This window comes from Vibrio sp. YT-19(2023) (assembly GCF_033337395.1).
Map to the genome: position 1 here is coordinate 97337 of NZ_JAWOQN010000003.1, position 25401 is coordinate 122737.

General features: G+C 45.5%; 19 protein-coding genes. 6 read left to right on the forward strand and 13 right to left on the reverse strand.

Annotated elements, in window-relative coordinates:
- Positions 1 to 5: 5 nt before the first annotated feature.
- The 10 genes from R7E78_RS03645 to R7E78_RS03690 all read right to left on the reverse strand — a co-directional run bounded on the left by R7E78_RS03645 (position 6) and on the right by R7E78_RS03690 (position 13716).
- On the reverse strand, positions 6 to 4376 hold the full coding sequence (locus tag R7E78_RS03645; protein WP_318057648.1) for an RHS repeat-associated core domain-containing protein: 4371 nt from the start codon (positions 4374 to 4376) through the stop codon (positions 6 to 8).
- A 423-nt stretch (positions 4377 to 4799) separates the two neighbouring features.
- Positions 4800 to 5216: a membrane protein gene (locus R7E78_RS03650; RefSeq protein ID WP_005377532.1), complete on the reverse strand. Its 417-nt coding sequence runs from the start codon at positions 5214 to 5216 to the stop codon at positions 4800 to 4802.
- Complete coding sequence (locus R7E78_RS03655) at positions 5200 to 6252, reverse strand: formate dehydrogenase subunit gamma (protein ID WP_005377534.1); 1053 nt, start codon at positions 6250 to 6252, stop codon at positions 5200 to 5202. Before R7E78_RS03655 ends, R7E78_RS03650 begins: the two co-directional genes overlap by 17 nt.
- A 14-nt stretch (positions 6253 to 6266) precedes the next feature.
- The gene (fdh3B, locus tag R7E78_RS03660) at positions 6267 to 6875 is read right to left on the reverse strand and encodes a formate dehydrogenase FDH3 subunit beta (protein ID WP_005377536.1); all 609 of its coding nucleotides are present in this window, start codon (positions 6873 to 6875) and stop codon (positions 6267 to 6269) included.
- Between the two features lie 11 nt (positions 6876 to 6886).
- On the reverse strand, positions 6887 to 9742 hold the full coding sequence (locus R7E78_RS03665) for a formate dehydrogenase subunit alpha (protein ID WP_005377539.1): 2856 nt from the start codon (positions 9740 to 9742) through the stop codon (positions 6887 to 6889).
- Between the two features lie 10 nt (positions 9743 to 9752).
- Positions 9753 to 9953, reverse strand: a complete 201-nt coding sequence (locus tag R7E78_RS03670; RefSeq protein ID WP_005377542.1) for a twin-arginine translocation signal domain-containing protein — start codon at positions 9951 to 9953, stop codon at positions 9753 to 9755.
- 73 nt (positions 9954 to 10026) lie between these two features.
- Complete coding sequence (locus R7E78_RS03675) at positions 10027 to 10653, reverse strand: molecular chaperone (protein WP_017820684.1); 627 nt, start codon at positions 10651 to 10653, stop codon at positions 10027 to 10029.
- A 9-nt stretch (positions 10654 to 10662) separates the two neighbouring features.
- Entirely contained in the window at positions 10663 to 12324 is a 1662-nt protein-coding gene (locus R7E78_RS03680) for a 4Fe-4S dicluster domain-containing protein (RefSeq protein ID WP_318057649.1), read from the reverse strand.
- 308 nt (positions 12325 to 12632) lie between these two features.
- Entirely contained in the window at positions 12633 to 13262 is a 630-nt protein-coding gene (locus R7E78_RS03685; RefSeq protein ID WP_064368418.1) for a DUF3306 domain-containing protein, read from the reverse strand.
- A complete protein-coding gene (locus tag R7E78_RS03690) occupies positions 13252 to 13716 on the reverse strand; it encodes a DUF3305 domain-containing protein (RefSeq protein WP_005377550.1) in 465 nt (154 codons plus the stop codon). Before R7E78_RS03690 ends, R7E78_RS03685 begins: the two co-directional genes overlap by 11 nt.
- Before the next feature lie 323 nt (positions 13717 to 14039).
- On the opposite strand from R7E78_RS03690, the gene R7E78_RS03695 reads away from it, so the two are divergent.
- Complete coding sequence (locus R7E78_RS03695) at positions 14040 to 14864, forward strand: formate dehydrogenase accessory sulfurtransferase FdhD (RefSeq protein ID WP_017820681.1); 825 nt, start codon at positions 14040 to 14042, stop codon at positions 14862 to 14864.
- Between the two features lie 240 nt (positions 14865 to 15104).
- Here R7E78_RS03695 and R7E78_RS03700 read toward each other — a convergent pair whose 3' ends face one another.
- The 3 genes from R7E78_RS03700 to R7E78_RS03710 all read right to left on the reverse strand — a co-directional run bounded on the left by R7E78_RS03700 (position 15105) and on the right by R7E78_RS03710 (position 20394).
- On the reverse strand, positions 15105 to 16697 hold the full coding sequence (locus tag R7E78_RS03700) for an ABC-F family ATPase (RefSeq protein WP_025766654.1): 1593 nt from the start codon (positions 16695 to 16697) through the stop codon (positions 15105 to 15107).
- Between the two features lie 216 nt (positions 16698 to 16913).
- Complete coding sequence (locus R7E78_RS03705; RefSeq protein WP_318057650.1) at positions 16914 to 18953, reverse strand: cache domain-containing protein; 2040 nt, start codon at positions 18951 to 18953, stop codon at positions 16914 to 16916.
- The gene (locus tag R7E78_RS03710; RefSeq protein ID WP_064353911.1) at positions 18943 to 20394 is read right to left on the reverse strand and encodes a sigma-54-dependent transcriptional regulator; all 1452 of its coding nucleotides are present in this window, start codon (positions 20392 to 20394) and stop codon (positions 18943 to 18945) included. Before R7E78_RS03710 ends, R7E78_RS03705 begins: the two co-directional genes overlap by 11 nt.
- Positions 20395 to 20728: 334 nt before the next feature.
- Here R7E78_RS03710 and R7E78_RS03715 point away from each other — a divergent pair, with 334 nt between their 5' ends.
- From R7E78_RS03715 to R7E78_RS03735, 5 genes are read left to right on the forward strand one after another with little or no spacing between them, the layout of a single operon-like run.
- Positions 20729 to 21547 carry a substrate-binding domain-containing protein gene (locus R7E78_RS03715; RefSeq protein ID WP_005389522.1) on the forward strand — a complete coding sequence of 273 codons (819 nt, stop codon included), beginning with the start codon at positions 20729 to 20731 and terminating at the stop codon, positions 21545 to 21547.
- A 6-nt stretch (positions 21548 to 21553) separates the two neighbouring features.
- Positions 21554 to 22252 carry an ABC transporter permease gene (locus R7E78_RS03720; RefSeq protein ID WP_318057651.1) on the forward strand — a complete coding sequence of 233 codons (699 nt, stop codon included), beginning with the start codon at positions 21554 to 21556 and terminating at the stop codon, positions 22250 to 22252.
- 50 nt (positions 22253 to 22302) lie between these two features.
- Positions 22303 to 23022 carry an energy-coupling factor ABC transporter ATP-binding protein gene (locus R7E78_RS03725; protein ID WP_017820675.1) on the forward strand — a complete coding sequence of 240 codons (720 nt, stop codon included), beginning with the start codon at positions 22303 to 22305 and terminating at the stop codon, positions 23020 to 23022.
- Positions 23000 to 23587, forward strand: coding sequence for a molybdenum cofactor guanylyltransferase MobA (gene mobA, locus R7E78_RS03730; RefSeq protein ID WP_318057652.1), 588 nt, complete (start codon positions 23000 to 23002; stop codon positions 23585 to 23587). Before R7E78_RS03725 ends, mobA begins: the two co-directional genes overlap by 23 nt.
- Entirely contained in the window at positions 23584 to 25362 is a 1779-nt protein-coding gene (locus tag R7E78_RS03735; protein WP_318057653.1) for a bifunctional molybdopterin-guanine dinucleotide biosynthesis adaptor protein MobB/molybdopterin molybdotransferase MoeA, read from the forward strand. Before mobA ends, R7E78_RS03735 begins: the two co-directional genes overlap by 4 nt.
- Positions 25363 to 25401: the final 39 nt, after the last annotated feature.

The following is a 25401-nucleotide window of genomic DNA, read 5'->3' on the forward strand; positions in this document are numbered from 1 at the left end:
CCTTCTTAATCAATTTTAAACTCAGCTATTCCTACTTTTATATCTGATGCATCACCTGTTTCCGGAATACTCGCCTTGGTGTGAATATACCGTATCGGAATACCGAATGAAGATGCATCTCTGATTTTTTTCGCAGCTATTTTTTCTGTCGTTTCATCTTCGTTTTCAGACATTAGCTTAGTGATTTCTTCAGCATATTTACTAGTCCCTTGCTGATACGCTTCGTTTCCAATTTTTCTACTACCCAAAGGACTGCTCCCCCCTTTGGCCTCAACAATGATAATTTCACCTGGTGGTGGCTCTTCCACCTCGTAAACCATATCAAAGTCGCCCGGCTTCGAAATTGAGGTTCCAATATCTTTGGGATGAAGCAGCTTAGCATTAGGACGTTTACTCCGGACAAAGTCATCCGCGGCCAACTCACCTATTTTTGCAGACTGTTGGTTAATATTACCAATTTGAGCGTTATATCCCTCTTCGCCAGATCGAGCGTCCATTGCCTCTTGACGCTCTTTCAAGCATTCATCAATTTTTGCTTTGTTTCTTTCTGTTAGCTCATAATCACTCGTATTGAGTTCAGAGTTTTCTTTATACTCTGCTTTATTTAGCACAAGATCTTCAGTAAAGATCGTGCAACCTTCTTCCCCGCCAACTTTCTCTGAGTCAAAAACATGCGCATTGACAAACTCCTCAATCCCAACAACATACTGCACTTCGTGTCGGCTGCCATCTGAATGATTGATATGACGATAAAAAGTAATCTCGTTTCTTTCGCAATCAATATGGTCTAAATCGTATTCATATCGAATATGATTTTTACCTTTGGGTTTTCGGATTTTGACTTGCGAGCGAACGCCATCTTCTCCGACGGATGACTCTTTTGCTGCCTCTAAAATCTGATCGCAAACCTCTTGGGGGACATCGCTTTGCGCCTGATACTCTGCCAACATTTGACCCAAGCGTTTTAGCCCTTCTTCACATAGGAAACCTGTTGGGTCAATCCATTGAATTGGGTTGACTGCATATTGGTAATGATTAATACCACCAGCAATAGATATCGGATCTTGTTGGATAAAGCGTCCTAGCTTAGGATCGTAATACCGAGCGAGGTTGTAATGTAAGTTGGTTTCTTGATCGAAGTACTGTCCTTGAAAACGCAGTGGATTTGCTACATTTTCAATATGTACATGAGCAAAGCCGTTAGCATCGTAGCTGGCACTCCATACAACATTCCCTTCGCAATCGATTAGTCGCTCTGGTTTACCAACTTGATCGCACTGGTACCAATAAATAACGTCATTTTCTAGCAGTGCCACTGGCGTGTAAGTTTCGGGTTGATATAGGTACCAACGGAAAGCACCTGAAGAGCGTTCACCAATTAAACGTTCACCTTCCCACAGGAACTCCTTAACGCCTTTTTGTGTAATTTTTTTCGTTCTGCGCCCTAATGCATCATATTCATATTGACTGATACCATCGTCGGTGTGAACTTCAATGAGCTGATTTAACGCATCAAATACGCGAGTCTGAACGTGTCCTTGCCCCTCACGTTTTGTCTGGTTTCCTTGCGCGTCATATTTGAACCGTACATCATCGTGTACTTCAATACGATCAGCGAATACATCTGAAGTTGGCAAAGTAGGATTGCCAAAACTATCGTATTCAAATTTAGTCACATCTCCGGAAGCATTGACTCGTTTAAGTTGCCCTAAGGTATCGTACTGATAGTGCGTTGCTCCTGCCGTATTATCAATGATTGATGAAATACGGTTTTGTGCGTTGTAAACGTACTTTTTCTCTCTATCTGGCCAATGCTGTTCAACCAAACGACCAACACCATCATAAATGATGCGCTCATTAAAATATGCCGTTTCAATTTGGGAAACTCGTCCCATTTCATCGTAATGAAATTTGATTTGAGGTAAATCTAGGTTTCCAAACCGAATCGCTGAAAAACGCCCATATCGATCGTAAGAGAAGTTCAGTTCCGTATTATCTGGCAGTACCTGAGATACGCGTTGGCCAACTCTGTTAAACTCCTGCGCTATCTCAAACTGGCCTTGAATGCGCTTTGTTAAATGCCCAAATGAAGAGTATTGGTATTGCAATGTTTGATGGCGATTGGATGCTAAAGTAAGTCGCCCACCAAGCGTATAATTGAAGTGGTTCTCTACAATACTGCTACCATTTCCTGCTTTGACGTGCATGAGATAACCCGCAGCGTCATAGCGATACAGCACCGTTCTATCGGCGACTTGCTTACGATGGAGCCGCCCCATATGATCATAATCAAATTGGCTTTGTAGATTATCAAACCCAATAGTTCCTGATAGCTGGCCTTCATCGTCATACAGGAATTCGAACTCTAAGCCGTCACTCCGAACTAATTTAGTCAGGTTACGTTGTTGATCGTATTCGTAAGAAATATGGCTGCCATCGGGAAAGATGACTGCTTCTTGTTGCGCGAGTGCTCCCCATTGATACGAGGTAATGCCTGCTGGCGTCCGAATCTGAGCAACACGACTGTGCTCATCGTAAGAATATTCTTCGCTATAACCGACTTTGTCTTCGTCGTTAAAATAACGAACTGATGTACGCCTGCCAAATTGATCATAAGCGAGTTGAGCAATACACCCATCGGGATAAGCAACGCCATTCACTAAATCTTCTTCATTGTAGCTGTAACGAAGTAATGTACCGTCTATTTCATTCGCGATAAGTCTTTGTTGTTCATCCCACCACCATTGACTTTTCTTACCATCTTCAGACTCTTTTTTGACGACTTGCCCGTGTTTATCGTAATCATATTCCGTGACACAGCCAAACTGGTCGGTATCCCAAACTCTTTGACCGAGGCTATTGTAGTAAGCCTTCTCGATATCCCCATCTGGCGAAACCGTTTTAACTAACTTACCTAAGCCGTCATAGCCATATTGAATTTCTTTGCCAGAGGAATGAAACTTAGAAACCAATTGACCATGCTGATTATATTGATAATTGACCGTTGACTGATCAGGATAGATAGCTTGTGCTTTTCTTCCTAATTCATCATATTGCCATCGCCAAGTTTTACCTGTGGGGCTTATTTTCTCGAGTAAGTTACCCTGCTCGTCATGCAAGAAAGACCATTGATGATCTAACGAGTCAGAATAAGAAGAGTGATTTCCCTGATAATGGAAGCGATAGTCATAAATTCCTGCGTCCCCAACGTTCCTGATGCATTTCGCGTTAGCACCTTCGCCATCCCATTCAAAATAATGAGTAAAGCCAGTTGGTCGTACACGCTTAACAATTAAATGGCCGCGGTATTGATACTGTTCCTTTAAGCCTAAATGATTAGTTGCACTGACCAAATCATCGTGCTCATCATAGGTATAAGTTGTCAGAACTTTTTGGGACTTTGCATTAAGCAGTTCTACAAGGCGTCCTTGCTTATCATATTGACATTCAAGAACCGGACGCTTGTTATATGCGATCTCGATCAATCGATGGTTTCGAGAATACTGCAATTGAAACGTTGAAAACGTGCCATTTCTAACTTGTTTAACAAGCCAGCGATCATCTTTTTGCTCAAACCGATATTGATGCCCATTAGCGAGCGTTACAATCCGAGTTGTTGAGCTCAGGAAATAACAGCTCGCACCAGCGTATATTTGATAACTTGTTGCTCCAATATCTACTGGCTCAAATTCTGTGATATCGGCCTTATCGTCAACAAACTCCCAAGCGATAACATTGTCTTTCTCGTTCGTCTTTTCGCGTAATTCAAACTGAAATGCATGTCGCCAACCAAAGCCCATTCCATGATTTACATCCGACTGCGAAGAGCGGTAAGTACGCTGCCAAGTAGTACCTTGTTGTAGCTCGATATCATAGAGTTCGAGAATTTCTTCACCCGTCACAAGTGATACAGGATCACCGGCTTTCTCATGTTTTTCGCTGCTTTGTTGCTGAGGCTTGGCGGATGCGGCACTTCTGCCACTCTTTTTATTCGACTTCCCCTTTCCCTTCGATGGTTTTGCATTGACGGTATTTTGAGTCGGTGGAGGCGTAACCGCCGACGAGAGTGCGTAGTTTTCGCCGGTAGGTACAATTCGAGCGACATGCAAGTCACCGTTCACCAAAGCATTGGCAAACGTTGAATTATAGTGTTGGGAAGTAAGCTCACCGTCAGGTATGTTTGGCTTGAATTGACCAATCGCATAGAACAAATCCTCGACATAGCGAAGGTCAAGCTCACCAAAGCTCTCAAGAAACTCTATTGCCTCTTGTTTGGTCACGAATGTTTTAGGTTCGCCGCTAGTAAGTAACTGACCAGAGAAGTGATAACTTTCGCCAAAGCGATTCGTGATAGGAATGACGAATTGAGGGATCATAGCCGTAACGTGTTTGTCCTTTTCTTACCTTGCCGCATCATTTAATGCTCGTTTCGCTCTTTTTATTTGTGAGAGCAAGATGCCTTAATCAAACATCCTCCGATAGAGATTCCTCTGTATGCGTAGACTGAATGTATTGATGGCAATTTTCACGTATGCAACTCTTTGAATTTCTGAGCGCAGCGTACTTTAACGGGACGATGAATCCTGAGTAAATGAACAATAGCGTGAGTGAGACTAATGTCTCATCGTGACGCGATTTTTTTACATGTTTCTTACTTAACTATGATTTTCTGCCCAGTTACGTAAATTCACTCAATAAGTTGCATCAAGTATCACCACTGCGACTCAACGCTTCATATTTGAGACAAAACAGCAACAAAAAAACCGCCTATTACGGCGGTTTTGCTTAAAGAATACTGATTAAAGGTTTGGACCTGTCGATGGTCTGTGTGGTTGGTTATTGAGCAGTTGCTGCATCCCTTGAAACATTCGCATAAACCACACCAAGATGGCTAATGCAGCAAACACCATCCCTACCCAAGGAATAAAGTAAGCGATGGTTTCAAGCAAAGTACTATGCAACCAATAATCACTCACGCCAACGAGTACACCGTTAGAAGTCGCGACGGTGACGATCAACACAACAAAAAACGTCAGGTAGAGAAAGAAGGTGCGAATTAAACCGTAGTAATGAGAAATCACTACGTCGCTGTCTTCTCCCTTATCTAATCGGTAACCCGCATAGATAATTGCGATAACGCCTGAGATCAGAAACGTAAACGGGGTCAGACAGCTCAGGATGTACGCAACCCAAATCCCGTTATGAGGTTTGTTCATTCGCTTTCGCTCCTTTTACTTCCGTTTGTGCCGTATCTGTTTCACCCATCGCTTCTTTGGACTTCACTTCCTCATACCAAAGATCGTGATGCTCTTTCGCCCATGTTTCATCAACTTCACCTGTCACCATGCCTTCTAGCGCACCTTCCATACCGAATAGACCAATATAGATGTGGAAGATAAAGCCACAGATTAGAATCAGCGCCGAAATCGCATGAACTAAGTTAGAAAGCTCCATGTCACGGCGAGTTTGGCCAAAGATAGGAAAGTCCAGAACTAAGCCACTCACTGCCGCGATAGCACCAAAGAAGATTAACAACCAATAGATTGCCTTCTCACCACCGTTTGAGAAACCAGCTGACGGATGTGTGCCTTTGTGTTTACCAACCATGCCGCCCATTTTCATAAACCAACGAACATCTGTCATGTTTGGAATCGACTTGCGCCACCATTTAAAGAGCACGAGCATCAGTAAAATGAAGAACAATGGTCCCATGTAATTGTGGTACTGCTTCGCCAACATGACGATAAAGCCCCAGAACTCAGTAGGAACGTACGGTTTTAAGAAGTGCTTACCGTAAACCAGCATCAAACCACTGAATGCCAGCGTTAAGAATGTAAACGCCATACTCCAGTGAAGCGCGCGGTCTAAACGAGACCAACGCTTCATTTTTTTACCAGTACGCGGCTTGCTAAGCATCAAAGGACCAACGAATACGTAAGCCATGATTACCATTGCAATACTGCCGAAAATCGCGACAGCACCCGCTGGAGACATCCATTTCTCTTTTAGAATGTACCAAGTCTCACCAGGTTTACTGATCAATACGCCATGTTCTGGCGATTGAGACGTGGTGTAGCCTTCTTGCCCCTCTCTGACTTCGCGCCAATAGTCTGCCCCGGCGAGTTGCGTGATCTCCTGTTGAATAACTTTAGAAGATTGTTCCTCTGCTGAAGCAGGCATTGCGAAAGTCAGCAGCAATGCTGTCATCATTGACAGCATTGCTAAAGATGCACGTTTAAGCGTGTTTAACATGTGCCTCTCCTTACTTAGCTTTTCGTCGCATCGTAAGAAAGATCGTTTCCGTCTGTCCAACCTGCGTTTTTCGCGCCGCGTTCTACCACACGTTGACGGAAAATGTCAGATACTTTCTCTGCGTCACCCGCAAGCAGCGCTTTAGTTGAACAAAGCGATGCACACATCGGTAACTTGCCTTCTGCGATACGGTTCGCACCGTATTTTTGACGTTCTTCCTCAGAGCCTGGCTCTGTTTCTGGGCCGCCCGCGCAGAAAGTACATTTATCCATTTTGCCACGTTCACCAAACGCTTCTTGTTTAGGAAATTGAGGTGCGCCAAACGGACAAGCAAACAAACAGTAACCACAACCGATACACAGATCTTTATTGTGAAGAACGATGCCGTCTTCGGTATGTTCGAAACAGTCTGCTGGACAAACTGCCATACAAGGTGCATCGGTACAGTGCATACAAGCAACAGAGATAGAGTTTTCACCAGCTTCACCGTCGTTTAGTGTTACCACGCGGCGACGTTGAATGCCCCATTCAAGCGCATCGTCGTTTTCGTTCTTACATGCAGTAACACAGCCGTTACACTCGATACAGCGTTTGGTGTCACATAGAAATTTCATTCGTGCCATTGTCAGACTCCTTACGCTTTACGAATGTTACATAGGGTTACTTTGGTTTCCTGCATCAAGGTAACCGGGTCGTAACCGTAAGTGGTTGCCGTGTTAGCCGATTCGCCAACAACGTAAGGTTGTGTACCTTCTGGGTATTTAGGGCGTAGGTCTTCACCTTCGAACTTACCGCCAAAGTGGAACGGAATGAACGCCAAACCAGGTTTCACACGACGTGTTACCATCGCTTTCACCTTGATTCGTCCTTTCTCTGCACCTTCAACCCAAACATCATCACCATCTCTAAAGCCAAGATCGTTCGCGTCTTTCGGGTTCACTTCAACAAACATTTCTTGTTGAAGCTCGGCAAGCCAAGGGTTTGAACGCGTCTCTTCACCACCACCTTCGTATTCAACCAGACGGCCAGAAGTCAGAACGATTGGGTACTCGCCCGATTTGTCTTGCTCTTGAATGGATTTATACAACGTAGGAACACGGAAGATTGCATCTTTGTCTTCCCAAGTTGGGTAATCCGTTACAAGGTCACGACGTGGTGTGTAAAGTGGTTCACGATGCAGTGGCACACGGTCTGGGAACGTCCAAACAATCGCACGCGCTTTCGCGTTACCAAATGGAATACAACCGTGCTTGATCGCGACACGCTGAATACCGCCAGAAAGGTCAGTCTTCCAGTTTTTACCCTCTGCTGCCACTTTCTCTTCAGCAGTTAAGTCGTCCCACCAACCAAGTTGTTTCAACAACTTGTCAGTGAACTCTGGGTAACCGTCTTTGATTTCACAGCCTTTCGAATAACTGTCTTCTGCAAGAAGGCTCTTGCCTTCAAATTCCACACCAAAGCGCGTACGGAAGTTACCGCCACCTTCTGCAACCGTCTTAGACGTATCGTACAGAATGTGTGTACCTGGGTGTTTCATTTCTGGTGTGCCCCAGCATGGCCAAGGTAGACCATAGGTTTCACCGTTGACAGGGCCACCTTCCGCTTCCAATGTGGTTTTGTGGAACGTATGCCAGTTTTGTTGGTGCGCTTTCAAACGCTCTGGGCTTTGGCCTGTGTAACCAATCGTCCACATGCCTTTGTTGAATTCACGCGTTAGGTCTTCAATCACCGGCTGGTTGTTTTCAACACGGATGTTTTTGAACAGAAGATCGGAATAGCCCAGTTTCTTCGAAAGCAGGTACATGATTTCGTGGTCTGGTTTTGATTCAAACAAAGGTTCAATCACCTGATCACGCCATTGTAGAGAGCGGTTAGATGCGGTAACGCTGCCGTGTGTTTCAAACTGTGTTGTTGCAGGAAGCAGGTAAACGCCGTCGGTACGGTCGTTCATTACCGCAGCAACCGTTGGGTATGGGTCCACAATCACCATCATGTCCAACTTCTGCATCGCTTTTTTCATCTCAACACCACGTGTTTGAGAGTTCACTGCGTGTCCCCAGTAGAACATTGCACGGATGTTTTCGCGTTGACGAATGTTGTCTTTGTTTTCCAGTACACCATCAACCCAACGAGATACAGGAATACCTGCACTGTGCATTGGTTTCTGACCGCTATAAGCGTTGTCATCGAAACGACCTTTGATCCATTCGTAATCGATTTCCCACACTTTTGACCAATGACGCCAAGCGCCTTCAGAAAGGCCGTAGTAGCCCGGTAGCGTGTCAGAGAGCACGCCAAGGTCGGTTGCGCCTTGTACGTTATCGTGACCACGGAAGATGTTTGCACCGCCGCCTGATTTACCAATGTTTCCAAGCGCTAGCTCAAGCACACAGTAAGCACGTGTGTTGTTGTTACCAGTAGTATGCTGAGTACCACCCATACACCAAACAATACAGCCCGGGCGATTTTCAGAAAGCAGTTTTGCTGTTTGGTAAACGTCTTCTTCGCTTACGCCTGTTACACGCTCAACTTCTGCTGGCGTCCATTTCGCCACTTCAGCACGGATCTCATCCATACCGAATACACGTTGACGGATGAACTCTTTATCTTCCCATTGGTTTTCGAAGATGTGCCACAACACACCCCAAATGAATGCTACGTCAGAACCAGGACGAAGTGAGACATAGTGATCCGATTTTGCTGCCGTACGTGTACGACGAGGGTCCGCTACGACGATCTTACAGTTGTTCTTCTCTTTTGCGATCAGAATGTGCTGCATCGCTACTGGGTGTGCTTCAGCTGGGTTTGAACCAATGAATAGCATCGACTTACAGTTGTGCATGTCATTGAAAGAGTTGGTCATCGCACCGTAACCCCAAGTATTCGCTACACCCGCCACGGTTGTTGAGTGACAAATACGCGCTTGGTGGTCAACGTTGTTCGTACCCCAAAGTGATGCCATTTTTCGGAACAAATACGCTTGTTCGTTGCTGTGCTTTGCGCTTCCCAAGAAGTAAACCGAATCAGGGCCGGACTCTTTACGGATGTCCATCACCTTGTTACCGATTTCTTCGATCGCTTGATCCCAAGAAAGCTTTTTCCACTTACCGTTTTCAAGCTTCATTGGGTATTTAAGACGGCGCTCACCGTGGCCATGTTCACGCAGTGCTGCACCTTTTGCACAGTGACCACCGGCGTTAAATGGGTGGTCGAATGCAGGCTCTTGACCCGTCCAAACACCATTTTGAACTTCTGCGTAAATACCACAACCCACTGAACAGTGAGAACAGATAGTACGTTTTACTTCTGTTTTCGCTTCTGGATCGACTGATTTTGCTTGCGCTTTTTTCATCATTCCCGGTGCGAATAGACTAGCACCAACCACTGCGCCACCAGCGGCAAGCGAAGTGTTTTTCATGAATGCACGACGAGATACGCCAAGCTGGTTCGTTTCTTTGCTCACACTGTCGGAGCGTTTGACAAGTTTCATCCGTTATCTCCTAAAGTGTGTCGTAGTAATCGCGAATGTGTTGAGTTTCACGATACCCTTTCTTCTTCACGTCGTTTTCAGAAGGCTCAACCGTTTCTGAAGCAACGGCCACTTTCGTGGTTCCCGCAACAACAGCACCGGCAACGGCAGCGGTTGTGAAGCCTTTTAGGAGATCCCTACGGCTTGTGTTTATTTCTTTATTATCTTTCATCATTGCTTCCTTACCTTACGGTAGATCTTTGGAGACTCATGCCTCTCTATCGATATGACCAAGTACTGCTCGATTACTCGTAATCAGTGACGTTTTTCACATCAATTTTTAATTTGTTCTTACTGCTTTTGGTGTTCACGCTAAAGCGGACTTGCTCTAACGTTAAAAATGCATCGCAAAGCTGTGCAGCTGGCTTGTAGAAGTTCACGCTTTCGGCGCTCTCTAGTTGGCGCGTAAAAGATTGGAACCAAGGAGCAATGTGTTTGTTAAACACCGCTTGTTGAAGTTCTTCCTCTTCACCTGTCAGCATTGCCATCACTTCGCACAGTGCAGAAATATGGTCTTCAGGCTCTTTCACGTTCTCTTCTCGTTCGATGCCTAAAAGATCCAAATCGCGACGAATTTCCGCTAACGGTTTTTCCATCATCGAGCCAGTGCGATGCCAAGATCCGAATGGCACAACTTCACCACGTCCAATGCCAATAAACAGATCTTGATATTCTTCTTCTAACGCTTCTCGCTGCGCTTCGTTCGCGGCTTGTTGCAGTGCGAGCCAAGCTTTTTGCATCGCGCTCTCAGACGGTTCAATTTCTAGCGATTTCAGGAACGCCAGCATTTCATCACTAGGCGCACTACGAAAAAGTGCAGATAGAACGAGATAAATGTCTGTTCTCAGTGTTTGTTCTTGTTGTGTGTCCACTGCGAGCTCCTAGTATTTTAATTGTTTCATTGGGTCTTCTGCCATCGACTCAAACATGTCGATCACACGGCAGTCTTCACACATCGCGATACGATTGATCGCCGCTTCATCAGAGAAATGAGAGTGACCGCGTAACTTGTTTTGTAGCATGTCGATCATCGATTGCGGAGCAAAGGGCTTGTGACAACGAATGCACTCGGCTGCCTTTTCTTCATGAATCACAACCGCTTTCTGGCGTTCTTCTTTCACCCAGTTCATACGAGGAGTAAGCGTCAGCACTTTCTCTGGACACGCTTTCTCGCACAGCCCACATTGAATGCAGTCTTGCTCGACGAATTTAAGCGACGGAGATCGACCGTCCGTATGCAATGCACGTGTTGGACACACCGCCACACAGCTCATACACAACGTACAACCTTTACTTTCACAAGAGACTGTGCCGTAAGGTGCGTTCGCTGGAAGTTCAACAATGTTCTCAACTGGAATACGTGATGCGGACAACGCATCCAACGCCGTAAATAGACGCTGACGTTTGTTGCCTTGCAAGTCTCCTAATGCCAAATCAAAAGACTCGGTACAAAGTGTCGGAGCACCTTCACGTAGTGACTCTAGATACAGAATGTCGATGGTTTCTTTGGCGATACCAAGCTGACCGAGCAGCTCTTGAACAATACCTACTTCGCTATTAAGCACACGAATAATGGTTTGAGGCATAAAACGTGAAGCCGCAAACAGCACCTGAGTAGCACCATTCACAAGCGCGGCGAACCAAGTATCAATACCAACCGAAGGCAGTTCTTCCACCACAATTGGAATCACATTATCTGGCAGTGCTTTTAGTGCCATCACGTTGTAGCTCTCGTGGCGAGAACTGCAAATCAATACGATAGGATCTAAACCACCCGCTTGCTCATAGTTGGCGAGCGTACGTTCAATAAACTTTTGCGTATCTTCAGGGTTTGGCAGTGCGTAATGAATCGCTTCTGTCGGACACGCTGTAGCACAAGTACCCACGCCTTGACATAGGTATGGGTTGATCTCGATGCGAAGGCCCGTTTTGTCGCTGCCTTCACTCGATAGTGCCCCTGCCGGACAAGCATCCACACACCGTTCGCAACCTTTTACGCCACGAGAGCTGTGTGCACATAAATCGGTATCTAAACGGAAGAATTTCGGTTTATCGAACGTCCCCATTAAGGTTGGAATCTCTTCCAACGCTTCAGCCAGTTTCGGATAGCCACGACCTACTGGGTAGTAGCCCGGTACTGGGACTTCTTCCGACATGCAGCTGTTAAGGCAAAGATCGAGTACGATATCGAAACAATCGCTATTGGTCGCGACCTTGGCAAGGTTGTTGGTCAAACCATGATTTTCAATCAGAACTTCAAACGTACCTAAGAACCCTGAAACCTGAACCGAATTGGCGTAATAAAGCTCGGGATTTGTGCCCTTTTCGCCATCGGTAGAAAGCAGCGTTAGGCTGTTCATTTGCGACAATTGCGCTGCCGCACTTTCGATGATTGCTGTTGGGCCCACAATCAAAGTATTACCGCCGCTTTCATAGCTTACGGTTGGTGGAATAAGATTGGTCAACTCTACGGTATTTTCGAAAGCGTACAGCCTCGCTTTACCGTTATTGGAAGTTGCTTGTTCTAATAATTGTTTCAGCATTGCTCAATTCCATTTATGAACATGGATAGTCTTTTCCATCTCTTAGTGTAGTTAGCGCCGGAGATTCTGCTGATTAACTTATCAATGAGCATTCTTATTCCGCCATCTATAGGCGATGAATACTACGCAGTGCGTCCGTACTAACTTCAACCAGATTGGTATTGAGCAACAGATTGCAAGTGTCATGCCAATAAAATATCAACTAAAAATCAATAGGTTATCAATTTTGCTGACAAATAGTAGGGATAAAAAAACCGGTTGAGACATTTTGTCTCAGCCGGCTCATTGAGTGTTTAGTCAAAATGTACCTATTCTTTGTGTGGTATATTTTGTCTCACCTCGTTAGGCTGTGATTCTTCAGCAAAAGTATCACTTTCACTAGATACTGTATTTATATATAGCTCACTTTCATCTTGAGTAATTTGGCCACTTTTGTCGGTGTTTGACTCTGCGTCTTCAACTACCTCAGATGCGATATCGTTAGCGTTAAGCTCAGACCCTTGCGCAGTTTCGGCGTCTGGTTCGTCTTCCACTTTGTCTTTAACCCAATCACGCAGCGTCTCAGCGACGTCTTGAGAAAGTGACTTTAAGTTACTGTAATCATCATCGTAATCGTCTAGGCCGTCACGCACGTTAAATTCTTCGGACAAGAACATTTTGCGCAGCGCGGCTTTCTTAACACTTTCTGAAGCTTCAGAAACCAGCAGTTGCGCCACAGACATTTCTTCGGTTTTTTCAGTCTCTACACTCGCGGTAATGTCTGGAGCCTGACTATCCTCATTGACGTTCAAAGCATCTAAGCTTTCGTCAGCGTTTGAAAGCGCTGTGACACTATCTTCGGATTGCTCCGTCTCTGCTATCGGCGTGATCTCTTCAGCATGTTGGGAAGATTCTTCTAGTTTACGTTTCGACCAACGGCTTAAAAAACTAGTTGCCATTTGCTCTGCCTGCTCCTTTGCGTTTCTTGCGTCTTACTTCTAACAACTCACCGTGACGACCAATAAAGGCTTCCATCCAAGCCTGAACGGCTAACGGCATATCGTTAGATAGTACAAGGTTATCACCATCCATATATTGCGCCGCAACAGATTGTGAAGCCGTCAGTAACTGTATCGCTGGTTTTTCACCAGACTCGACGTTATCCATCACTAAAAAGAGTTTAGGTTGCTGAGAGCTTAAGTTAAAGCGGTAGTCTGTACGTTCATCTTTATGTAATTGCAACGGACAAACATCTGGAGTCTCTTCCGTCGGATTCAGCGCAAATCCTGTCAACTGCCATTGGGTTGTCACCCAAATCCCTGTACTGATCTCATGCTCAACAAGCTCTACGCCGATTGGCCATGTATCCTCAGTCTTTTCGTAATTTTTTTCGAAATCTTTCTTATCCGACATAACTCACCCAGTCTTTCTATTTTTGGTCTGAAAACACACAGGACATTTTGCCCCCGTTTTCGACCATTTTTATTGTCTTCGAAGCAATAAACGCGCCAAGCTGATATAACTTAGTCTATATACTCCCTCAGGCTATAAGTACCAAACTAGACGAAACTCAAATGTATTGATGTGTCATTACTGCGAACTCGCAGTTTTAATGCATTGTTGACATAAAACCTCGCAATTTCTGTGGGAACCGCTATTTTGGAATGAGATTTGCTTGCCACTTAAAAAGCTAAAATGCGTAGCAACCTAACGCTCTTAATCACTAGGACACGACTGTGCTGAAACCAAATATTATTAAAACCAGTGAAAATCCCCTGCAAACCATTGAAGTCGATGTGTACGACGAGTACGGCGAAAAGCTCACGAAGCAAATCGCTTGCGAGCGTCCTCTTACGGTCATGCTGAACTGGAAAGAAGTGGTCACGCTCATGACGCTAGGTTCGCGTCCAGAAGCACTAGTACTCGGTTATTTAAAAAACCAAAGCTTCCTGTCCGATCCAGCCGCGATTGAATCCGTTATTATTGACTGGGAAACGCATTCCGCAGCGGTGATTACTAAAGAAAACACTGAACACTTAGAAGGCGCCCTGAAAAAGAAAACCGTCACCTCAGGTTGTGGCCAAGGCACTATGTATGGCAACGTGATGAAGCAGCTTGAAAATTATCAAGTGCCTCAAGTTCCTCTTAAGCAGTCAGAGATTTATTCTGCGCTGGAAGCGTTAACTCATTACAACGACACCTACAAAAAAGCGGGCGCAGTACACGGCTGTGCGGTTTGCAAAGGTAATGAAGTGTTGTCATTTGTGGAAGATGTCGGCCGTCACAACGCAGTGGATACACTTGCAGGTGAGATGTGGCTCAAAGAAGAAACAGGTGAAGATAAAATTTTCTACACAACTGGTCGCCTTACATCAGAGATGGTGATTAAAGTGGCTCAAATGGGCATTCCTGTTCTGCTTTCTCGCTCTGGCGTTACTCAAATGGGGTTAGATCTAGCGAAGCAATTTGGTATTACGACCATTGCGCGTGCGAAAGGTTTGCGCTTCCAAGTCTTTACAGGAGCCGACAAGGTTGAATTTGATGTAAAAGGCAACCAATAACACCTTTTCAGTGTAAACTAAAACCAATAATGCGGATTCACAGAGGATGTGGACTATGAATAATGACCAATTGTGGAATTTTCTGCTTACGCCCAGCGGTATCATGCTTTCTATGATTATTACCTTTGGCGTGGTCGGGCTCTATGCGTATATAACCGGTCAGTTTAAGGATTAAGGCCAAATATCAAAAAAGCCTCGCTAAATAGCGAGGCTTTTGCTTTTTAAACGCTTTGCGAGTAATTACGCGTCAACGCCACGAGATTTTAGGAACTCAGAGTAAGTGCCTTTAAAGTCTGTGATTTTACCATCGCGGATTTCGATAATACGCGTTGCTAACGAGTCTACGAATACACGGTCGTGAGAGACGAAGAACAACGTGCCTTTGTATTGCTCAAGCGCGGTGTTCAAAGATTCAATTGATTCCATGTCCATGTGGTTGGTTGGTTCGTCCATTAGCAGCATGTTTGGCTTGTGCATCATTAGCTTACCAAGCAGCATACGACCTTGCTCACCACCAGACAGTACTTTTACTGACTTCTTAATGTCATCTTGACCAAACAGCATACGACCAAGGAAACCACGAACGACTTGCTCGTCATCACCTTCTTGACGCCATTGACCCATCCAATCCGTTAGATTCATATCTTCTGCAAAGTCATGCGCGTGGTCTTGCGCGTAGTAACCGATGTTTGCATTTTCAGACCATTTGAACTCACCAGCACGCGGTTCAAGTACACCAGCAAGCGTGTTTAGAAGTGTTGTTTTACCCACACCATTTTCACCGATGATCGCAACGCGCTCTCCCACTTCAAAAATTGCATTGAAGTCTGAGAACAAGTCCTCTTCAAAACCTTGGCTCAGGTTTTCTACAATCAGAGCGTTACGGAACAGCTCTTTAGACTGTTCAAAACGAATGAATGGGTTTTGACGACTAGACGCTTTCACTTCGTCCAATTTGATCTTGTCGATTTGCTTCGCACGAGATGTCGCTTGTTTTGCTTTCGATGCGTTTGCAGAGAAACGCGCAACGAACGTTTGTAGCTCAGCGATTTGTGCTTTCTTCTTAGCGTTGTCGTTTAGTAGACGTTCGCGAGCTTGAGAAGCCGCCGTCATGTACTCGTCGTAGTTACCAGGGTAAACGCGTAGTTCACCGTAGTCCAAGTCAGCCATGTGTGTACATACTGAGTTTAGGAAGTGACGGTCGTGCGAAATGATGATCATTGTGCAGTTACGCGCGTTTAGCGTATCTTCCAACCAGCGAATTGTGTCCATGTCCAAGTTGTTGGTAGGTTCGTCAAGAAGCATCACATCTGGGTCTGCGAATAGAACCTGCGCTAGAAGCACACGAAGTTTCCAGCCTGGTGCTACTTCACTCATTAGACCGAAGTGTTGTTCCATTGGAATACCCACAGCAAGAAGAAGCTCACCCGCTTTCGCTTCTGCCATGTAACCGTCCATTTCCGCGAACTGAACTTCTAGGTCAGCCACTTTCATGCCGTCTTCTTCGCTCATTTCAGCAAGTGAGTAGATGCGGTCACGCTCTTTCTTCACTTCCCATAGCTCTTTATGACCCATGATAACGGTATCGATTACCGTAAATTCTTCGTAAGCGAACTGGTCCTGGTTCAGTTTTGCAACGCGCTCGTTTGGATCGTAGCTTACGTTACCGCTGGTTTGCTCAAGCTCGCCGCTGAGGATCTTCATAAAGGTTGATTTACCACAACCGTTAGCTCCAATTAAGCCGTAGCGATTGCCTTCGCCGAACTTAACTGAAATGTTTTCGAATAGCGGCTTAGCGCCGAATTGTTGAGTAATATTCGCTGTGGAGATCAAAACCTTTACCTTAGCAATTGGGGTGTATTTAGAAAAACCGGGCAACGGTACTTGTTCATGCTACATACTGCAAGTGTTGTTTTTATTAATTCACTCCAAGTGAAATCATTGTAAGGTTTCTAAGAAGCAAAAACGTAAACATAAATGCTTCATCAAATACAAAAAAGAGCCACTATCGTCAGTGGCTCTTTTTCCATTAATACTTCAAAAAAGTGACTAAGCGATGTTCGTCACCTCTAGGATCAGTTCGGCTTTTTTAGGTAAATAAATACTGAATTTACTGCCTTTTCCCCATTCAGACTCTGCTTTTAACTCACCACCCGTTTGGCTGAGAATACTTTGGGAGACCGATAGCCCTAACCCTGTGCCTTCTCGTTTCGTTGTGTAAAATGGCGAGAAGATTCGACTCAAGTTTTCTGGTTTAATACCGCAGCCCTCATCGATAACATGAATCGCAGCTCCTTTCACTTCGCCCTCTTCAATCCAGTCTTCACTGACTACTGTTAAAGTTCCTTTACCGCTCATTGCGTGAATGGCGTTCATTTGCAAATTAACTAAGATTTGTAGCAAGTGGTGACGGTTTATCTCAACGGACGTATGCGCTTGTAGGTCAGTCACAAACTCAACGTCGCGTTTCTTGGTGCCAGTTTTAACCAAGGTGATGCTTTCATCAATGATAGGATTGACATGTTGCCAAGTGATTTCATCTTGAACACCGCCTTGGCGACTGTATTGCAATAAACTGCGTGTGATATTGCGGATACGATCAATTTGCGCGTGAATCGCATCAATTTCTTCTTGTACTCGACTTGCATCGTCACCCAATTCAAAATGGATCAATTCTACGTTGCCAAGAATCACGGCGGTTGGGTTATTAATTTCGTGAGCAATCCCCGCGGTGAGTTCTCCCAGCGCTGCCAGTTTTTCATGAACAACGAGTTTATCGCGGGTTTGGTTGAGCAATTGAATATGCAGTTCAAGATCTTGGGTTTTTTCTCTCAGGCTTGCCGTACGCTCTTGAACTTTGCATTCAAGTTGAGCTGCGGAGTTTTTCAGTTCAATTTTGCGCTCTTCTAGCGCGTCTAACATATCATCAAACTGTCTGGCTAACTGCGCAAGTTCATGATCGGCATCTAATCCTAACGGGCCAATCCGTTTTTCTTTACCTTGTTGGACCTGCTTCACCACTTTATGAATGCGTTCGATCGGTCGAAACAGATCATAAGAACCGCGATATACCATCACGCCGGAAACCAGCAATAACATAACCGTAATCAAGCTGATTTCGGCAATGTTCGTAATGTAGGCTTTAACGAATGGCCACATTAGGTAACCGGTATAAAGCATACCAATGACATTGTCGTATTGGTCTTTGATTGGTTGATACGCCGTAATATACCAAGCGTCATACACATAAGCGCGATCAACCCACTGTTCACCCTTCGAAAGTACTTGGTTATACACTTCTGCGCTCACGCGAGTGCCTATGGCGCGCCCTAGCCTATGATCGCTGTCTAAAGGAACGTTGGTGCTCACACGCAAATCATCGAGAAATACCGTCAACGTACCCACAGGGCGAAGGCGGTCATTATCACTTAAGTAAATGAGATCGCGGATTTGATCCACCAGCACTGTGCTGTTGTTAAGGAGCAAACCACCATCAAGAAAGCCGATCAAATCGTTCGCTTGGCTGTATACCGGAATCACGGTTCGACTGACTAACCCACGCGCCTCCCTGTCACCATCAGCAAGAATAGGCACTTCTGCTCGTTTGGCGAGTTCAGGATCGAGGCGTTCGAGTTCTTCTTTATTAAGTACATCAAAAAACGATTCGCGCTTGGTGAGATCCATAAAGCGGAATTTGTTTTCCATGGAATTAACGCGTTGGAAAGAGAGAAAATCTAAAGCATATCTTTTCTTCTGCTCTGTGACCCACTTTTGCAGGTCACCTTGTGGCGTTCCTTGATTAATGCGAATACGGAAATCGTACGAATCGGCAAACGCCCGCACGTAATTGGCTTGCTTTTGCTGTAACAACGTTACACTGTTATTTGCAACACCAAGACGTTCCGAGACATCAAGCAGCGCATTTTGCCACGTGTAATGAATAGACCAATAAATGGTAATGCCGATAAGAGCTAACAATGTGAGGAAAATCGGCGCAGAGGTTAAGAATAACAAGCGATAACGCACCATGGTTTTAAAACGGTGCGTCCATTTTGACAATCCTTTGTGCTGTGGGCCGTTAGTCGGCATATTCCTCACCCTCAGAATCCCATTCTTTGTACTTACGTTCTAAGGTCTTGCGAGCTACGCCCAAGTCACGAGCAGCAGCAGACTTATTGCCTTCATGCAAGTTAACGACTTGTTTAATATGTGCTTTCTCGACTTCTTTTAACGTCCAGCTGTTTGGATAGCCTTCGCCAGTAAATTCTTTGCCTTCTCTAAAGGTTGGTAACTCAGCAGAGTGAGAAACAGTAATCGATACATTAGGCAGTGAATGCCCGCCATTCAGCTCTCGCCAATAGTGTGCAGGTGGTTTGCCAAGCAAGATACAACGCTCAATCAAGTTTTTCAGCTCACGAATGTTTCCCGGCCAATCGTACTCACTCATGGCTTCCATATCCTCGTGAGCCCATTTGGGCGCAGGCATACCGAGCTCGCGCGTCAGCATATTGCTGAAAAATGGCACCAACTCAAATAAGTCGGTTTTGCGCTCTCGCAGCGGACACACTTCAATTTTCAGAACGTTTAAACGGTAATAGAGGTCACTGCGGAAATTACCTTGATTGACCTCTTCTTGCAGGTTTCGGTTGGTTGCCGCTACGATACGGACATCAATACTGATCTCTCTTTCTGAACCGACAGGGCGAATCGTACGCTGCTCTAACACACGTAATAATGATGCCTGCATTGCAAGTGGCATCTCCCCGATTTCGTCAAGAAATAAGGTGCCACCGTTAGCAACACGGAACAAACCTTCACGCGATTTTTTTGCACCGGTAAACGCGCCCGATGTATGACCAAACAACTCACTCTCTAAAAGCTCAGGTGCAATCGCGCCGCAGTTGATTGGCACAAACGGGCCCGTTCGCCCACTCGCCTGGTGGATACCTCGTGCAACTAGTTCTTTACCCGTACCCGACTCACCTTCCACCAAAACAGAAGCGCGTGATGGTGCAAATTGGTTAATAAGTTGCTTAAGCAGACGCGTTTTTTCTGAGCCGCCGATGATCTCTGAGGTATTGTGACGTTGGTAATCGCGTGTCATCGCGTACTGCATGCGTTCGTTCAAACGGCGATCCATACAGCGACTGACCGCTTTTAACATCTGCTCAAGGTTGAATGGTTTGAGGATAAAGTCGGAAGCACCGAGCTGTAGCGCTCGAATGGCAATTTCTAAATCCGCATAACCCGTCATAAAAATCACATCGGCACGTTTGTCATCATCTTCAAACGCTTCTTCCCACTCAATTCCAGAACGCCCTGGCAGATTAATATCCAGTAAGATCAGATCATAATGTCGAGAATTACGCAGTTGTTCTGCTTCTTCGATGCTACCAGCTGTATCGACATGTGAAAAAAGCTTACCCAATGCCTTTTTCAAGATGGCTTGCATGCCTAATTCATCATCGACGACCAGTACGGAAAAGGCGCTATATTGTTGGTTTGTACTAAGATGGGATTGAGTAGACATATTTACCCCAGATGGATTTCGATGGGACAGAGTGTACCAAGTTTAAACAGAGATACCCTACAAAAAGTGCGACATTTTGTACCAACGCAAACTTTTATGCAAATAACCCCATGATTTAGTGCATAAACCAAGCACTTTAAGCTTGTAAAAGGTTGGCATCTTGTTTGCTATAAGGTGGATATGGAGCGCATTTAAGTGATCTCAGGATGTTGATGTTTGCTTATTCCAACACCCTAAGACAACTTGTGTATTACGCTAATCGCTCTCGTCCAAAAAGGCTTCTCCCTAAAACCTGGAGAGATTCCAAAGAATCATTGGAAAGGAACACATAAAAATGAAAAAAATTGCGCTAACTCTGGCTGCAACGTCAATCACGCTTGTAAGTTACTCTGCGTTTTCTGCTCAAGACGGAGAACACGTTCGCCTTGCAACCACAACCAGTACTTACCATTCAGGTTTACTTGATTACCTACTTCCACAATTTGAAAAAGACACGGGCTACAAAGTCGATGTTATTGCTGCAGGTACGGGTAAAGCCTTAAAAATGGGCGAAAACGGTGACGTAGATTTGGTGATGACACATGCACCAAAAGCTGAAGGCGCATTTGTTGAGAAAGGCTACGGCGTTTTACCTCGCAAGCTAATGTACAACGACTTTGTGATTGTAGGCCCGAAAGCTGACCCAGCAACAATCAAAAATGACGAAGGCGTGTTAGATGTATTCAAAGAGATCGCAAACAAAAACGCAACGTTCATCTCTCGCGGCGATGATTCTGGTACGCACAAAAAAGAAATGGGCTTCTGGGCTCAAACTAAAATCGAACCGAACTTTGGTGGCTACCGTAGCGTAGGTCAAGGTATGGGCCCAACTCTAAACATGGCGTCTGAAATGCAAGGCTACACCATGACGGACCGCGGCACATGGCTGGCTTACCAAAACAAATTGGATCTAGAAATTCTGTTCCAAGGCGATGAAAAACTGTTTAACCCGTACCAAGTTATTCTTGTTAACCCTGAGCGTTACCCAACGATCAACTATCAAGGTGCGAAGGCATTCAGTGATTGGTTGGTAAACCCTCGCGGACAGGAACTTATCAATGGTTTCCGCCTAAACGGTAAACAACTGTTTGTTGCGAATGCTGAGAGCAAATAACGCAATATGAATCTTGCTGATACAACACTGGAAGCGCTTCGCTTACTGGTGAATTTTGATGCAGACCTATGGGAGATCGTTGCGGTCTCCTTTAGTGTTTCTATCACGGCAATATCCCTAATGGTATTGCCGGCTATTTTGATGTCCTTTGTACTGGCGTATACCGACTTTCGCGGTAAATGGTTTTTGTTGTCGATCGTAAATACGCTGCAAGCGGTCCCTACCGTGGTGATTGGCCTGTTGCTGTACATGTTGCTGTCGCGTGCTGGCCCTTGGGGAGACTGGCAAATGCTGTTCACTCAGAAGGCAATGATCTTCGGCCAAATGGTGATCTGCTTCCCTGTTTTGGTATCGATGATGCATGGTGCATTACAATCTAGCGACCGTCGTGCAGTGGAAACTGCCATCACGCTGGGCGTCTCCATTCCGCGCTTGGCAGCTACGATGATTTGGGAAACCCGCTTTCCTCTACTTGCGGCTATCATTGCAGGGTTTTCACGTATCGTGACCGAGGTGGGCTGCTCAATGATGGTTGGTGGGAACATTATGGGCGTGACGCGAAATATTCCCACGGCTATCGCAATGGAAAGCAGTAAAGGTGCTTTTGCGCAAGGAGTTGCATTAGGAATTGTATTACTATCTTTAGCGTTGGCTCTAAACTTCTTCTTATCAAGCATGAGAGGCAAAGGCTACCTCAGAACATAGAACATGAAGCAAACAAACGACTCACCATTAACCCCATGTCGAGGCGAATTATGACTATAAAAATCACCGCCGAACAGTTATCCATGCGCTTTAAAGAGCGTGTGCTTTTCCACATCCCTGAGTTAGCCATCGGCCCAAATGATGCCATTTATCTCAAGGGTGACAATGGTGTGGGCAAAACTACCCTACTCAAAATCCTTGCTGGCTTGCTCAAACCCTCTACTGGTGATGTTGTTGCGCCAAAAGATACGTGGCTGAAAAGACTGACGTGTCGCAATGGTCGTGTCGATGTGATTTATCTCCATCAATCCCCTTACCTTTTTGACGGCACTGTATATGAAAACGTAGTCTATGGAGTGAAATATCAACAAGACACGCAAAAAGATAAGCGAGCTCAAGTTATTCACGCGCTGCGCATGGTAGGTTTAGAAACCTTAGCGGACGAACATATTTCCGTGTTGTCCGGCGGTGAAAAACAGCGCGTTGCCATGGCAAGGGCTTGGATCTTAAAGCCGTCGATTTTATTGATGGATGAGCCAAGTGCGTCTTTAGACCAAGAATCCATTGAACGATTGGTGGTGATGGCGAAAGATCTTTTGGATCGTGGTTCCAGTATCGTGGTGACAAGCCATCAGGCCAACGCACTGACCGACTTATGTAAGAAACAGTGGTGGATTAAAGACAAGACTTTGATAGAGTCTCCTCTGTTGTATGTCATACCAAAAGAAACATCCCAAGAGAATGCATATGCTTCAACCAACACAAACTAGTTGGGTCATTTTGGCTGGTGGCCAAGCCAGCCGTATGGGTGGAAAAGATAAAGGTCTGATTGAATTAAATCAGAAGCCACTCATCGAACACGTTATTGAACGTTTATCTCCACAAACTCCACGCATTTTAATTAATGCCAACCGAAACCAAGATACGTACAGCAAATTTGGTTTCGTATTTAGTGATCAATTCAAAGATTTCCCTGGGCCTATGGGCGGTATTCACGCGGGTTTGATGCATGCTGAAACTGACTGGGTCGGATTTGTACCTTGCGATAGCCCACAAATTAACACCGACCTTGTCGAGCGTTTCTGCCAGTTCGTCAAAGAAGACAGCGATATTTTGGTCGCGCATGATGGTGACCATCAGCAACCTGTTTTTACGCTCTACCACAAGCGCGTACTGCCAAAACTCACCGCATTTTTAGAACGTGGCGATCGCAAAATCATTCTGCTCTACAAAGAGTGCAACACCAGTTACGTTGACTTTAGCGACTCACCAAACTGTTTCGTCAACTTGAACACTCCGGAAGAACTGGCGCAATTTGGACAATTAGAATCATGAAACACACGCTAAACATTCCTATTCTTGGTTTTGCGGCTTATTCAGGCACAGGCAAAACCACACTGCTTGAAGCCCTATTGCCAAAGCTAACTGAAGCGGGCCTGCGCATTGGCATGCTAAAACATGCTCATCACAACTTCGATGTCGATAAGCCGGGTAAAGACAGCTACCGTTTACGCAAAGCTGGCGCATCTCAAATGCTGATTGCTTCTCGCAACCGTTTTGCGTTAATGACAGAAACGCCAGAAGCCGAAGCGGAGTTTGAATACCTATTAACACGTTTTGATGAAGACATGCTTGATGTGGTATTGGTCGAAGGCTGCAAAAACATCGCGTTTCCTAAAATCGAATTGCACCGTGAAGAAGTCGGCAAGCCTTGGCTTTATCCAAACGATGAAAACATCATCGCTATCGCTTCAGACGGCGGCGAGTTGGACTCTGAACTGCCACAAATGAACATCAATGATCTTGAAGCGATTGCTCAGTTCGTTATTCAGTATGTTCAAGAAGCGAAAGCACCAAAAAACAAAGAGAAAGAAGCCGCATGTTGCGATACCCTTTCTCCAGCTTTCCTTTCTGTGGTTCAAGGTCAAGAGAAAATCCTTTCTTTGGTGAACACGGTTTCGGAAATAGAAGCATGCAAGATTGAAAATGCTTACGGGCGCGTTCTTGCGGAACATATCGTTTCACCAGTAAATGTGCCGCAATACACCAACTCCGCGATGGACGGTTATGCCATCCGCAGTGATGATGTTAAGCGCGATAGCTACCAAGTGGTTGCTGAAGTGATGGCGGGCCATGCTTACGATAAACCTCTGGACGTTGGTCAAGCGGTGAAGATCATGACTGGCGCACCAACACCACGTAACGGCGACACAGTGGTCATGCGTGAGCAAGCCTCTCAAGAAGGTGACAAGGTCACCTTTAACGGTGCGAATATCAAAGCAGGCCAAAACGTTCGTCAAGCAGGTGAAGATCTCGCTATCGGCAGTGACGTCTTTACCGCAGGCACTCGCCTAGCCTCTCCAGAAATGGGCATGATCGCTTCGCTTGGTTTTGGTGAAGCGAATGTGTTCCGCAAAGTGAAAGTTGCCGTGTTCTCCACCGGTGACGAAGTACAGGCGCCGGGAACAGAGCAAAAAGCGAATTCTATCTACGATTCCAACCGTTTTACCATCATGGGCATGCTTGAAAAGCTCGGCTGCGAAATCTTGGACTTCGGTATTCTGGAAGACAACGAACAGTTAATGATTGAAGCGTTGGAAAACGCATCGGCGCAAGCGGACGTGGTTATGACTTCTGGTGGCGTATCTGTTGGTGATGCGGATTACATCAAACTTGCCTTGGATAAACTTGGTCAAATAGATTTTTGGCGAATCAACATGCGTCCGGGACGTCCATTAGCGTTTGGTCAAATCAACAACAAGCCGTTCTTTGGTCTGCCGGGCAACCCTGTGGCAGTGATGGTTTCATTCATCAACTTTGTTGAGCCTGCACTGCGTAAGATGCAAGGCGAACAAGGCTGGAAGCCTCTGAAAGTGAATGCCATCGCGACTGAGAATCTTCGCTCTCGACAAGGTCGTACCGAGTTTAGCCGTGGCGTCTATGAACTGGATGCAACTGGCCGTTTAACCGTTCGTACAACAGGCAAGCAAGGATCTGGTATTTTGCGTTCAATGAGTGAGGCGAACTGTTTGATCGAAATCTCCCCAGCTATTGATACAGTTAAAGCGGGAGAAAGCGTGACAATTATCCCACTTCAAGGCAGAATCTAGCTCAAACTAGAAATTCAAAGGTCAGCGAGTCTGGCCTTT